This is a genomic window from Xanthomonas sp. WHRI 1810A, from assembly GCF_040202885.1.
Taxonomy (GTDB): domain Bacteria; phylum Pseudomonadota; class Gammaproteobacteria; order Pseudomonadales; family Pseudomonadaceae; genus Aquipseudomonas.
The window spans coordinates 32190-44545 of sequence record NZ_JBEGED010000025.1; the positions used below are offsets into that span (position 1 = coordinate 32190).

9 protein-coding genes and 2 pseudogenes are annotated in these 12356 nt (G+C 60.5%); 8 read left to right on the forward strand and 3 right to left on the reverse strand.

Annotated features, from left to right (window positions below):
- Positions 1–2271 (forward strand): ATP-dependent Clp protease ATP-binding subunit ClpA, encoded by a 2271-nt coding sequence (gene clpA, locus ABQX22_RS24865; protein WP_349802537.1) that lies wholly within the window; start codon positions 1–3, stop codon positions 2269–2271.
- A gap of 262 nt (positions 2272–2533) precedes the next feature.
- Here the strand turns inward: clpA and infA are convergent, their stop codons facing one another.
- From infA to aat, 3 genes are all read right to left on the reverse strand, one after another.
- Positions 2534–2752, reverse strand: a complete 219-nt coding sequence (gene infA, locus ABQX22_RS24870; RefSeq protein ID WP_002553999.1) for a translation initiation factor IF-1 — start codon at positions 2750–2752, stop codon at positions 2534–2536.
- A gap of 101 nt (positions 2753–2853) precedes the next feature.
- On the reverse strand, positions 2854–3561 hold the full coding sequence (locus ABQX22_RS24875; RefSeq protein ID WP_349802538.1) for an arginyltransferase: 708 nt from the start codon (positions 3559–3561) through the stop codon (positions 2854–2856).
- Positions 3562–3607: 46 nt separating this feature from the next.
- Positions 3608–4297, reverse strand: coding sequence for a leucyl/phenylalanyl-tRNA--protein transferase (gene aat, locus ABQX22_RS24880; RefSeq protein WP_349802539.1), 690 nt, complete (start codon positions 4295–4297; stop codon positions 3608–3610).
- Between the two features lie 510 nt (positions 4298–4807).
- On the opposite strand from aat, the pseudogene ABQX22_RS27005 reads away from it, so the two are divergent.
- From ABQX22_RS27005 to cysG, 7 genes and pseudogenes are all read left to right on the forward strand, one after another.
- Positions 4808–5323, forward strand: a pseudogene (locus tag ABQX22_RS27005) (DNA translocase FtsK 4TM domain-containing protein); the annotation flags it as partial.
- 192 nt (positions 5324–5515) lie between these two features.
- Positions 5516–7162: pseudogene (locus ABQX22_RS24885) on the forward strand (DNA translocase FtsK); the annotation flags it as partial.
- A 76-nt stretch (positions 7163–7238) separates the two neighbouring features.
- Complete coding sequence (gene lolA, locus ABQX22_RS24890; RefSeq protein ID WP_349802542.1) at positions 7239–7862, forward strand: outer membrane lipoprotein chaperone LolA; 624 nt, start codon at positions 7239–7241, stop codon at positions 7860–7862.
- A gap of 18 nt (positions 7863–7880) precedes the next feature.
- Positions 7881–9203, forward strand: a complete 1323-nt coding sequence (locus ABQX22_RS24895; protein ID WP_349802543.1) for a replication-associated recombination protein A — start codon at positions 7881–7883, stop codon at positions 9201–9203.
- Positions 9203–9580: a fluoride efflux transporter CrcB gene (gene crcB, locus ABQX22_RS24900; RefSeq protein WP_349802544.1), complete on the forward strand. Its 378-nt coding sequence runs from the start codon at positions 9203–9205 to the stop codon at positions 9578–9580. The genes ABQX22_RS24895 and crcB overlap by 1 nt, the downstream gene beginning before the upstream one ends.
- Positions 9581–9594: 14 nt before the next feature.
- Complete coding sequence (gene serS / locus ABQX22_RS24905) at positions 9595–10875, forward strand: serine--tRNA ligase (RefSeq protein WP_349802545.1); 1281 nt, start codon at positions 9595–9597, stop codon at positions 10873–10875.
- Entirely contained in the window at positions 10876–12270 is a 1395-nt protein-coding gene (cysG, locus tag ABQX22_RS24910) for a siroheme synthase CysG (RefSeq protein WP_349802546.1), read from the forward strand. It abuts the gene before it with no gap.
- Positions 12271–12356: the final 86 nt, after the last annotated feature.

The window sequence follows — 12356 nt, forward strand, 5'->3', positions numbered from 1 at the left end:
ATGTTAAACCGTGAGCTCGAAGTCACCCTCAATTTGGCTTTCAAGGAGGCTCGTTCCAAACGTCATGAATTCATGACCGTGGAACACCTCCTGCTGGCTCTATTGGACAACGAAGCTGCAGCCACCGTACTGCGTGCCTGCGGCGCAAACCTCGACAAACTCAAGCATGATCTGCAGGAGTTCATCGACTCCACCACACCGCTGATCCCCGTGCATGACGAGGATCGTGAAACCCAGCCAACCCTCGGGTTCCAGCGCGTCCTGCAGCGCGCCGTCTTCCATGTCCAAAGCTCCGGTAAGCGTGAAGTCACCGGCGCCAATGTGCTTGTCGCAATTTTCAGTGAACAGGAAAGCCAGGCCGTGTTTCTGCTCAAACAGCAGAGCGTTGCCCGGATCGATGTCGTCAACTACATCGCTCATGGCATCTCCAAAGTGCCGGGCCACGGCGATCATTCTGAAGGTGAGCAAGATATGCAGGACGACGAGGGCGGTGAGTCTTCTTCTTCAGGCAATCCTCTGGATGCCTATGCAAGCAACCTGAATGAACTGGCCCGTCAAGGCCGCATCGACCCGTTGGTGGGCCGCGAGCTTGAAGTCGAGCGTGTCGCTCAGATCCTCGCGCGTCGCCGCAAGAACAACCCGCTGCTGGTGGGCGAAGCCGGTGTCGGGAAGACCGCCATCGCCGAAGGCCTGGCCAAGCGCATCGTCGACAACCAGGTGCCTGACCTGCTGATGAACAGCGTGGTGTACTCGCTTGACCTCGGCGCGTTGCTGGCAGGCACCAAATACCGCGGCGATTTCGAGAAGCGCTTCAAGGCGCTGCTCGGTGAGCTGAAAAAACGTCCCCACGCCATTTTGTTCATCGATGAAATTCACACCATCATCGGTGCGGGCGCGGCGTCGGGGGGTGTCATGGATGCCTCCAATTTGCTCAAGCCGTTGTTGTCTTCCGGCGACATCCGTTGCATTGGCTCGACCACGTATCAGGAATTTCGCGGGATCTTCGAAAAAGACCGTGCTCTGGCCCGTCGCTTCCAGAAAGTGGATGTGACCGAGCCGTCCGTCGAAGACACCATTGGTATCCTGCGCGGCCTGAAAGGGCGTTTCGAGCAGCACCACAACATCGAGTACAGCGACGAAGCGTTGCGTGCGGCGGCTGAACTGGCCTCGCGCTACATCAACGACCGGCACATGCCGGACAAGGCCATCGACGTGATCGATGAAGCCGGCGCCTATCAACGTCTGCAGCCCCTGGAGAAGCGCGTCAAGCGCATCGAAGTGCCGCAGGTTGAAGACATCGTCGCCAAGATCGCGCGTATTCCGCCAAAGCACGTCAACAGTTCCGACAAGGAGCTGCTGCGTAACCTGGAGCGTGACCTCAAGCTCACGGTGTTCGGTCAGGACGCCGCGATCGACTCACTGTCGACCGCGATCAAGCTGTCTCGCGCCGGCCTCAAATCGCCGGACAAGCCGGTCGGTTCGTTCCTGTTCGCCGGGCCTACCGGTGTCGGCAAGACCGAAGCGGCTCGCCAGTTGGCGAAGGCGTTGGGCATCGAGCTGCTGCGTTTCGACATGTCCGAGTACATGGAACGCCACACCGTATCGCGTCTGATCGGTGCGCCACCGGGCTACGTCGGGTTCGATCAGGGCGGTCTGTTGACCGAAGCCATCACCAAGCAACCGCACTGCGTGCTGTTGCTCGATGAGATCGAAAAAGCGCACCCCGAGGTCTTCAACCTGCTGCTGCAGGTCATGGACCACGGCACCTTGACCGACAACAACGGGCGCAAGGCGGATTTCCGCAATGTCATCGTGATCATGACCACCAACGCCGGTGCTGAAACCGCTGCGCGAGCCTCTATCGGCTTCACGCATCAGGATCACTCCTCCGACGCGATGGAAGTGATCAAGAAGGCCTTCACGCCGGAATTCCGTAACCGTCTGGACACCATTATCCAGTTTGGTCGCCTCAGCCATGAGGTCATCAAAAGCGTGGTGGACAAGTTCCTCACCGAGCTTCAGGCGCAACTGGAAGACAAGCGTGTGCTGCTTGAGGTGACTGATGCCGCGCGGGGTTGGCTGGCTGAAGGTGGCTACGATGCGCAAATGGGTGCTCGTCCAATGGCACGTTTGATCCAGGACAAGATCAAGCGTCCGTTGGCCGAAGAGATCCTGTTTGGCGAGTTGGCCGAACATGGCGGTGTCGTGCACATCGATCTGAAGGACGGGGAAATCACGTTCGACTTCGAGACCACGGCCGAGCTGGCCTGACGCTTTACCGCAACACAGCAAAAAGGCGCCGATTGGCGCCTTTTTGCTTACCTACTCCTGCAGGGGATTTCCTGTCGTCGAGCAGTCGTGCAGCAAACGCTGATCCTGTTGGAGCGAGGCTTGCCCGCGAAGTTGACACCTCGGTTTATCTGAAGCGCTGTGCCGTTAGCTTCGCGGGCAAGCCTCGCTCCAACAGATGGCCTACAAATCACACGCACACAAAAACGCCCGGCAGATGCCGGGCGTTTTTGTTAAGACCTGCTTATCGGGCGCGGTATGTGATGCGCCCTTTGCTCAAGTCGTAGGGCGTCAGCTCAACACGCACCTTGTCACCGGTAAGAATACGAATGTAGTTCTTGCGCATCTTGCCGGATATATGCGCGGTTACGACGTGCCCATTTTCCAACTCCACACGAAACATGGTGTTGGGCAGGGTGTCGACGACAGTGCCTTCCATTTCGAAGCTGTCTTCTTTCGACATGCAGTAAAGCCCTCGGTATCCAATGAATGGCCCGGTGCAACTGGCAGCCAGGCAAAAGCGGGCTGCATTGTGCCCGAAAACTGAGGTTTAAGCCAAGGGCTTCAGTAAAGAGTGACCCATCTTTGGTTAGTTAGCAGCTCAATGGGCCGATATTGCGTCTTGTAATTCATCTTTTTGCAGTTTTTTATCCAGTAGCCCAGGTACACCGCATGCAGCTCAAGTCGTGTGGCTTCGGCGATCTGCCACAGAATCGCGTAGCGCCCCAGACTGCGGCGCTCTTCGGCCGGTTCATAGAAGGTATAAACCGCCGAAAGACCGTTGGGTAACAGGTCAGTTACCGCGACCGCGAGCAGCCTTCCATCGGCTCGAAATTCGTAAAAGCGGGAGAAGGGCAAGTCACGCACCAGAAAGGTCGAAAATTGATCCCGACTGGGGGGAAACATGTCGCCATCAGCATGGCGTTGTTCGATGTAGCGCTTGTACAGGTCGAAGTATTCTTCGCTGAAGTGCGGTTTGGTCCCGGTCACCGTGAGGTCCGCATTGCGCTTGAAAATGCGTTTTTGCTGACGATCGGGCTCGAACAGGCCGACAGGAATGCGAGCCGGCACGCAGGCACTGCAATTTTGGCAGTGCGGGCGATACAAGTGGTCGCCACTGCGTCGAAAACCCATGTCCGACAGGTCGGCATACACCTGCACATCCATTGGCTGGCTGGGGTCGAGAAACAGCGTCGTCGCTTGCTCCTCAGGCAAATAGCTGCAGGAATGGGGTTGAGTGGCATAGAACTTAAGCCGCGCCAGCTCTGTCATGGTCAACCCTCGAGAAAAACTTTAGTAAGAGTGTATGTCAGGGGAGTCAAACTCGCCTAGGTAGCCAGTCGGCGCCGTTGGTCTGGTCAAGGTGCCGTTGCAGGTAATCGGCGAACAGTGATCGCGTAATCGAGCGCGCGCCCAGGCTGTGCAAATGCTGGGTCGGCATCTGGCAGTCGATAAGCACAAAGCCCCAGGCCTTGAGGTGCTCGACCAGGGTCACGAAACCCACCTTCGACGCATTATCGGCACGGCTGAACATCGATTCACCGAAAAACAGCTGCCCCATGGCCAGCCCATACAGCCCGCCGACCAATTTATCGCCGTCCCACACTTCAACGCTGTGGGCCAGGCCGCGTTGATGCAACTGCACATAGGCGGCTTGCATCGAGTCGGTGATCCAGGTGCCCTCGGCGTAGCTGCGCGGGGCAGCGCAGGCCTCGATCACGGTGGCGAAATCCTGATCGAAGGTCACTCGGTAGCGCTGTTGGCGAAGGAGTTTGCCCAGGCTTTTGGAAAGGTGCAGCTCATCGGGCAGCAGGACGGTGCGCGGATCCGGCGACCACCAGAGGATCGGCTGGCCTTCCTGAAACCACGGAAAGCAGCCATGGCGGTAGGCCTGAATCAGCCGATCCGCCGACAGGTCGCCCCCGGCAGCCAGCAGTCCGTTCGGCTCGCGCATGGCCTTGTGCAGCGGTGGGAAATCAAGCGTGTTGCGTTGTAACCAGGTCAGCATGGCATCCAGACTTCGCGAGAGGGGAGGGCGGTGTGGGCGGTTTGCAACTCCGTGTCTTAAACGCGGTCACACGCGATTGTTCGTTACGCAAAACAGTGGCACTTTGGTTTTTTCGAGGCTTGCGGCCTGTGTCAGGGTGCGCGGGCGCCGGGCAGTTGTACCGCTGCGGCAGGTACGCGTCATAAGCCTTTGTCAGCAAAGAGAATGCATGCTCAAATTGGACGCGCTCGTCTACGCTTGAACATCGGCAGAGTGCAAGCGAGACTAACGTGGCATGCGGCGTGCAAATCCGTACAATGTGCGACGTTGTTTAACCTCATTTCAAGTCAACTGTCGAGCGTGGGTACAACATTGTTGTGCTTTCGCAGCTGGCCCTGATCGGTCAGCGTTATTTCGTCAATGTAGCCGTTCATAGTCAATCATCAGATGTTCGCGCTTGCGCGCAGGAATTGAAGCGTTTTGAAGAAATCCATCGCAGCACCCAGTCCCGTTCCGCTTTGGCGGCAGCATTTGCACTACCGGCTCAAGGAAGGTGCGCTGATCGCTTTCGGCGCCCTGTGCCTGTACCTGATGATGGCCCTGGTGACCTACGACCAGGCCGATCCGGGTTGGAGCCATACCAGCAGTTCCCTTCAAGTACAAAACGCAGCCGGTCGCGCCGGCGCGTTTTCGGCTGACATCCTGTTCATGGTGCTCGGCTACTTCGCTTACATCTTCCCGCTGTTGCTGGCCGTCAAGGCGTATCAGGTGTTCCGTCAGCGGCATGAGCCGTGGCAGTGGAGCGGGTGGCTGTTTTCCTGGCGCACCATCGGCCTGGTGTTCCTGATTCTGTCGGGCGCGGCCCTGGCCCATATCCATTTTCATTCGGCCTCGGGCCTGCCGGGTTCCGCGGGTGGGGTACTGGGCGAAGTGCTGGGCGATCTGGCCAAGCGCGCGCTGAATATCCAGGGCAGCACGCTGCTGTTCATCGCCTTGTTCCTGTTTGGTCTGACCGTGTTCACCGACCTGTCGTGGTTCAAGGTCATGGACACCACCGGCAAGATCACTCTCGATTTGTTCGAACTGTTCCAGGGCGCGATGAACCGTTGGTGGAGCGCGCGCACCGAGCGCAGGCAGATGGTGGCGCAGCTGCGTGAAGTCGACGCGCGGGTCGATGAAGTGGTGGCCCCGATTGCGCCGGATCGGCGCGAGCAAGCCAAAGCCAAGGAACGTCTGATCGAGCGTGAGCAGGCCTTGACCCAACACATGACCGAGCGTGCAAAGCACGTTCCCGCCGTCATCGCCCCGGCACCGGCCAAAGCCCCGGAGCCAAGCAAGCGCGTGCAGAAGGAAAAACAGGCGCCGCTGTTCGTCGACAGCGCCGTGGAAGGCACCTTGCCGCCGATCTCGATCCTTGACCCCGCTGAAAAGAAACAGCTCAACTACTCGCCTGAATCCCTGGCGGCAGTGGGCCATTTGCTCGAGATCAAGCTCAAGGAGTTCGGTGTCGAGGTCTCTGTGGACTCGATCCACCCGGGCCCGGTGATCACCCGTTACGAAATTCAGCCGGCGGCCGGGGTGAAGGTCAGTCGTATTTCCAACCTGGCCAAGGATCTGGCGCGTTCCCTCGCCGTGACCAGCGTGCGGGTGGTGGAAGTTATTCCGGGCAAGACCACGGTCGGTATCGAGATCCCGAACGAAGACCGGCAGATCGTGCGCTTCTCTGAAGTGCTGTCGACGTCAGAGTATGACGACGCCAAATCCCCCGTCACCCTGGCGCTGGGCCACGACATCGGCGGCAAGCCGGTCATCACCGACCTGGCGAAGATGCCGCACTTGTTGGTGGCCGGTACCACCGGTTCCGGTAAGTCGGTGGGCGTGAACGCGATGATTCTGTCGATCCTGTTCAAGTCCGGCCCTGAAGACGCCAAGCTGATCATGATCGACCCGAAAATGCTCGAGCTGTCGATCTACGAAGGCATTCCGCACTTGCTGTGTCCGGTGGTCACCGACATGAAGGACGCCGCCAACGCCCTGCGCTGGTCCGTGGCCGAGATGGAGCGTCGTTACAAGCTCATGGCGAAGATGGGCGTGCGCAACCTGTCGGGCTTCAACCAGAAGGTCAAGGACGCTCAGGACGCCGGCGAGCCGCTGGTGGATCCACTGTACAAGCGCGAAAGCATCCACGACGAAGCGCCACTGCTGGTCAAGCTGCCGACTATCGTGGTGGTGGTCGACGAGTTCGCCGACATGATGATGATCGTCGGCAAGAAGGTCGAAGAGCTGATCGCCCGTATCGCCCAGAAGGCCCGGGCGGCCGGTATTCACCTGATCCTCGCGACCCAGCGTCCGTCGGTCGACGTGATCACCGGCCTGATCAAGGCCAACATTCCGACCCGCATGGCGTTCCAGGTGTCGAGCAAAATCGATTCCCGGACCATCATCGATCAGGGTGGCGCCGAGCAACTGCTGGGTCACGGTGACATGCTGTACATGCCCCCCGGTACCAGCCTGCCGATCCGTGTGCACGGTGCGTTCGTTTCCGACGAAGAAGTTCACCGTGTGGTGGAAGCCTGGAAACTGCGCGGTACGCCCGATTACAACGAAGACATTCTGGCCGGCGTCGAAGAGCCGGGCAGTGGCTTCGAGGGCGGCGGTGGCAGTGGCGACGGCGAGGACAGCGAGAGCGATGCGCTGTATGACGAAGCGGTCAAATTCGTCCTCGAAAGCCGCCGCGCCTCGATTTCCGCCGTACAGCGCAAACTCAAGATTGGCTACAACCGCGCCGCCCGCATGATTGAAACCATGGAAATGGCGGGCGTGGTGACATCGATGAACACCAATGGCTCGCGCGAAGTGATTGCGCCGGCCCCGATGCGTGACTGATGTCCAGCCCGCGTCACGCTTGACCTGACGGCGCCCGACGCGCCGTCAGCCATAACCGCATTCAAAGAGGACTCCCATGCGCCTGATCCGCATGTTGTTGGTATCTGCACTGGCTTTTTCCGCTGTTTCGGCCCACGCCGACAGCAAGGACGTGGCGCGCCTGACCCAGTTGCTCGAGACGTCCAAGACCCTGACCGGGCGCTTTTCCCAGCTGACCCTGGACGGCGGCGGCACGCAGTTGCAGGAGACCTCGGGCGAAATGACCTTGCAGCGCCCCGGCCTGTTCAACTGGCACACCGATGCGCCCCAGGAACAACTGATGGTGTCCGACGGCAAGAAAGTCTCGCTGTGGGACCCTGACCTGGAACAGGTCACCATCAAGACCCTGGACCAGCGCCTGACCCAGACCCCTGCGCTGCTGTTGTCCGGTGACGTGTCGAAGATCAACGAAAGCTTCGACATCACCGCCAAGGAAGCCGGTGGCGTGATCGATTTCGTGCTTAAGCCCAAGTCCAAGGACACGCTGTTCGACAGCCTGCGCCTGTCGTTCCGCAACGGCCTGATCAACGACATGCAGTTGATTGACAGCGTCGGCCAGCGCACCAATATTCTGTTCACCGGCGTCAAGGCCAACGAGCCTGTCCCGGCCAGCAAATTCCAGTTCCAGATCCCGAAGGGCGCTGACGTCATTCAGGAATAAGAGGCGCGACGTTCATCAATGGACCTGTTCAGCAGTGAACCGATCGCTCAACCCTTGGCCGCACGCCTGCGTGCGACCAATCTGGATGAGTACGTCGGTCAGCAGCACTTGCTCGCCCACGGCAAACCTCTGCGCGAGGCGCTGGAGCAGGGTGTGCTGCATTCGATGATTTTCTGGGGGCCGCCGGGCGTGGGCAAGACCACCCTGGCGCGCCTGCTGGCCAAGGTCTCGGATGCTCACTTCGAAACCGTGTCCGCCGTGCTGGCGGGGGTCAAGGAAATCCGCCAGGCCGTCGAAACTGCCAAGCAGCAGGCGGGGCAATATGGACGCCGCACCATCCTGTTCGTCGATGAAGTGCACCGCTTCAACAAGTCGCAGCAGGATGCGTTCCTGCCGTATGTGGAAGACGGCACGCTGATCTTCATCGGCGCCACCACCGAAAACCCCTCGTTCGAACTCAATAACGCGCTGCTGTCCCGTGCCCGTGTCTATGTGCTCAAGAGCCTGGACGAAGTGGCCCTGCGCAAGCTGGTGGATCGAGCGCTGACCGAGGAACGCGGCCTGGGCAATCGTCACCTGAGCCTGGGCGATGAAGGCTTCAAGATTTTGCTGGCGGCCGCCGACGGTGACGGGCGACGCTTGCTCAACCTCCTGGAAAACGCCTCTGATCTGGCCGAAGACAACAGCGAAATCGATGTTGAGTTACTGCAGAGCCTGCTGGGTGACAGCCGTCGTCGCTTCGATAAGGGCGGCGAGGCGTTCTACGATCAGATTTCCGCGCTGCACAAATCGATACGTGGCTCCAATCCCGATGCCGCGCTGTACTGGTTCGCGCGGATGATCGATGGCGGCTGCGACCCGCTGTACCTGGCCCGTCGCGTCGTGCGCATGGCCAGCGAAGACATCGGCAATGCCGACCCGCGCGCGCTGCCGCTGTGCATGTCGGCGTGGGATGTCCAGGAGCGGCTCGGCAGTCCGGAAGGGGAGCTGGCAGTGGCCCAGGCGATTGTCTATCTGGCCTGTGCGCCGAAAAGTAACGCGGTGTACATGGGTTTCAAGATGGCCATGCGCGAAGCCACCGAGCACGGCTCGCTGGAAGTCCCGCTGCACTTGCGCAACGCGCCGACCAAACTCATGAAACAGCTGGGTTATGGCGAAGAATACCGCTATGCCCATGACGAACCTGACGCTTACGCCGCCGGCGAAGACTATTTCCCGGACGAGCTGGAACCGCGTCAGTACTACCAGCCGGTGCCCCGTGGCCTGGAATTGAAAATCGGCGAAAAGCTCAAGCATCTGGCCGCGCTCGACAGCGCAAGCCCTCGCAAGCGGAGAAAGTAGTGATCCCATTGATTGTTGCTGTGTCCGTCGGGGGCGTGGCTGGTACATTATTGCGCTTCGCCACCGGTAATCTGGTGGCCGCCAACTGGCCGCGCTACTTCTACACGGCGACGCTGGCCGTTAATATCGTCGGCTGCCTGCTGATTGGCGTGCTGTACGGGTTGTTTCTGATCCGCCCGGAAGTGCCGATCGAGATACGCGCCGGCTTGATGGTGGGCTTTCTCGGCGGCCTGACGACCTTTTCGTCCTTTTCACTGGACACCATTCGTCTGCTGGAAAGCGGTCAGGCGCCGTTGGCCATTGGCTACGCCCTGATCAGCGTACTCGGCGGGCTGCTCGCGACATGGGCTGGCCTGTCTTTGACCCGAATTCTTTAATACGAGAGAACGATATGCTCGATTCCAAACTGTTACGTACCCAGCTTCAGGACGTAGCGGATCGCCTGGCTTCCCGGGGTTTCACACTGGACGTGGCCCGCATCGAAGCGCTGGAAACCCAGCGCAAGACGGTGCAGACCCGCACTGAGCAGCTTCAGGCCGAGCGTAACGCGCGTTCCAAATCCATCGGTCAGGCCAAGCAGCGCGGCGAAGACATCGCACCGCTGATGGCCGACATCGACCGCATGGCCGAAGAGCTGGGCACCGGCAAGAAAGAGCTGGACGCCATTCAGTCCGAACTCGACGCCATGCTGCTGAGCATGCCGAACCTGCCCCACGAATCGGTGCCCGTTGGCGCTGACGAAGAGGAAAACGTCGAAGTCCGCACTTGGGGCACGCCTGCAACCTTCGACTTCGCGGTCAAGGACCATGTCGCGCTGGGCGAAAAATACGGCTGGCTGGATTTTGAAACCGCCGCCAAGCTGTCCGGCGCCCGGTTCGCCTTGCTGCGCGGCCCAATTGCCCGTCTGCACCGCGCGCTGGCGCAGTTCATGATCACGCTGCACATCAACGAGCACGGCTACGAGGAGGCTTACACCCCGTATCTGGTGCAGGCGCCAGCGTTGCAAGGCACCGGCCAGTTGCCGAAATTCGAGGAGGACCTGTTCAAGATCTCCCGCGAAGGTGAGGCGGATCTGTACCTGATCCCCACCGCCGAAGTGTCGTTGACCAACATCGTTGCCGGGGAAATCCTCGACGCCAAGCTGCTGCCGATGAAGTTCGTTGCGCACACCCCGTGTTTCCGCAGCGAGGCGGGGGCGTCGGGCCGTGACACCCGCGGCATGATCCGTCAGCACCAGTTCGACAAGGTCGAGATGGTGCAGATCGTCGCACCGGACACGTCCATGCAAGCGCTGGAAGGGCTCACCGGCAATGCCGAGCGCGTCCTGCAGCTGCTGGAATTGCCGTATCGCGTGCTGGCGCTGTGCACCGGCGACATGGGTTTCAGTGCCGTGAAAACCTATGACCTGGAAGTCTGGATTCCGAGCCAGGACAAGTACCGCGAGATTTCGTCGTGCTCCAACTGCGGTGATTTCCAGGCGCGCCGCATGCAGGCCCGCTGGCGCAACCCCGAAACCGGCAAGCCTGAGCTGGTGCACACCTTGAACGGCTCCGGTCTGGCGGTGGGCCGCACGTTGGTCGCGGTGCTGGAAAACTACCAGCAGGCTGACGGTTCGATCCGCGTGCCCGAGGTGCTCAAGCCCTGGATGGGCGGTATCGAGGTCATCGGCTAAATGGAATTTCTGCCGCTGTTCCATAACCTGCGGGGCCGGCATGTGCTGGTCGTGGGCGGCGGCGAGATTGCCTTGCGCAAATCTCGCCTGATCGCAGATGCCGGTGCGGTGCTGAGGGTCGTTGCACCCGAGATTGGTGCGGAGCTGGGCGAGCTGATTGCCAGCAGCGCCGGCGAGCAGCGGTTGCGCGGTTACCTTGAACCGGATCTTGACGGTTGCGTGCTGGTCATCGCGGCGACCGACAACGAAACCCTCAACGCTCAGGTCTCCCATGACGCTCGCCTGCGGGGCATGCCGGTCAATGTGGTGGATGCGCCGGCGTTATGCAGCGTCATCTTTCCCGCCATCGTTGACCGTTCGCCGCTGGTGATTGCGGTCTCCAGCGGCGGCGACGCCCCGGTGCTGGCGCGATTGATTCGCGCCAAGATCGAAACCTGGATTCCCCCGACCTACGGCCATCTGGCCGGCTTGGCTGCGCGCTTTCGGCACCAGGTCAAGAACCTGTTCCCCAATGTCCAGCAGCGCCGGGCGTTCTGGGAAGAGGTGTTTCAGGGACCGATTGCGGATCGGCAACTGGCCGGGCAGGGCGCCGAAGCTCAGCGTCTGTTGCAGGCCAAGATCGACGGCGATGCACCCAGTGCTGCCGGCGAAGTCTACTTGGTGGGCGCGGGGCCGGGCGATCCTGACCTGTTGACGTTCAAGGCGCTGCGCCTGATGCAGCAGGCCGACGTGGTGCTGTACGACCGACTGGTGGCGCCGGCGATTCTGGAACTGTGCCGCCGCGATGCGGACCGTGTGTACGTCGGCAAGCAGCGCGCCGACCACGCCTTGCCTCAAGACCAGATCAACCAGCAATTGGTGACGCTGGCCAAGCAGGGCAAGCGCGTACTGCGCCTGAAGGGCGGTGATCCGTTCATTTTCGGGCGCGGCGGCGAAGAGATCGAAGAACTGGCGGCCCACGGCATCCCGTTTCAAGTGGTGCCGGGCATCACCGCCGCCAGCGGTTGTGCGGCGTATGCGGGCATCCCGCTGACCCACCGCGACCACGCGCAATCCGTGCGCTTTGTCACCGGTCATTTGAAAAACAACACCACTGACTTGCCATGGAATGACCTGGTCTCGCCCGGCCAGACGCTGGTGTTCTACATGGGCTTGATTGGCTTGCCGATCATCTGTGACGAACTGATCAAGCATGGCCGCTCGGCGGACACGCCGGCGGCGTTGATCCAGCAGGGCACCACGGTGAATCAGCGGGTATTCACTGGCACGCTGGCCAACCTCCCGCAGCTGGTGGCGGAGCATGAAGTGCACGCGCCGACGCTGGTGATCGTCGGGGAAGTGGTGCAACTGCGCGACAAACTGGCGTGGTTCGAAGGGGCTCAGGCGAGCGTTTGACTGCCCAATCACCGCTCTGACTGATGGCGCACGTTTTTGTAGGAGCTGACGAGCCCGAGCGAGGCTGCGATCGCGGTGTGTCAAAA

What these genes read in the sequence shown, in the direction of transcription:
- clpA (WP_349802537.1), top strand. Translation starts at nt 1, where the DNA reads ATGTTAAACCGTGAGCTCGAAGTCACCCTCAATTTGGCTTTCAAGGAG.
- infA (WP_002553999.1), bottom strand. Translation starts at nt 2,752, where the DNA reads ATGTCGAAAGAAGACAGCTTCGAAATGGAAGGCACTGTCGTCGACACC.
- ABQX22_RS24875 (WP_349802538.1), bottom strand. Translation starts at nt 3,561, where the DNA reads ATGACAGAGCTGGCGCGGCTTAAGTTCTATGCCACTCAACCCCATTCC.
- aat (WP_349802539.1), bottom strand. Translation starts at nt 4,297, where the DNA reads ATGCTGACCTGGTTACAACGCAACACGCTTGATTTCCCACCGCTGCAC.
- lolA (WP_349802542.1), top strand. Translation starts at nt 7,239, where the DNA reads ATGCGCCTGATCCGCATGTTGTTGGTATCTGCACTGGCTTTTTCCGCT.
- ABQX22_RS24895 (WP_349802543.1), top strand. Translation starts at nt 7,881, where the DNA reads ATGGACCTGTTCAGCAGTGAACCGATCGCTCAACCCTTGGCCGCACGC.
- serS (WP_349802545.1), top strand. Translation starts at nt 9,595, where the DNA reads ATGCTCGATTCCAAACTGTTACGTACCCAGCTTCAGGACGTAGCGGAT.
- cysG (WP_349802546.1), top strand. Translation starts at nt 10,876, where the DNA reads ATGGAATTTCTGCCGCTGTTCCATAACCTGCGGGGCCGGCATGTGCTG.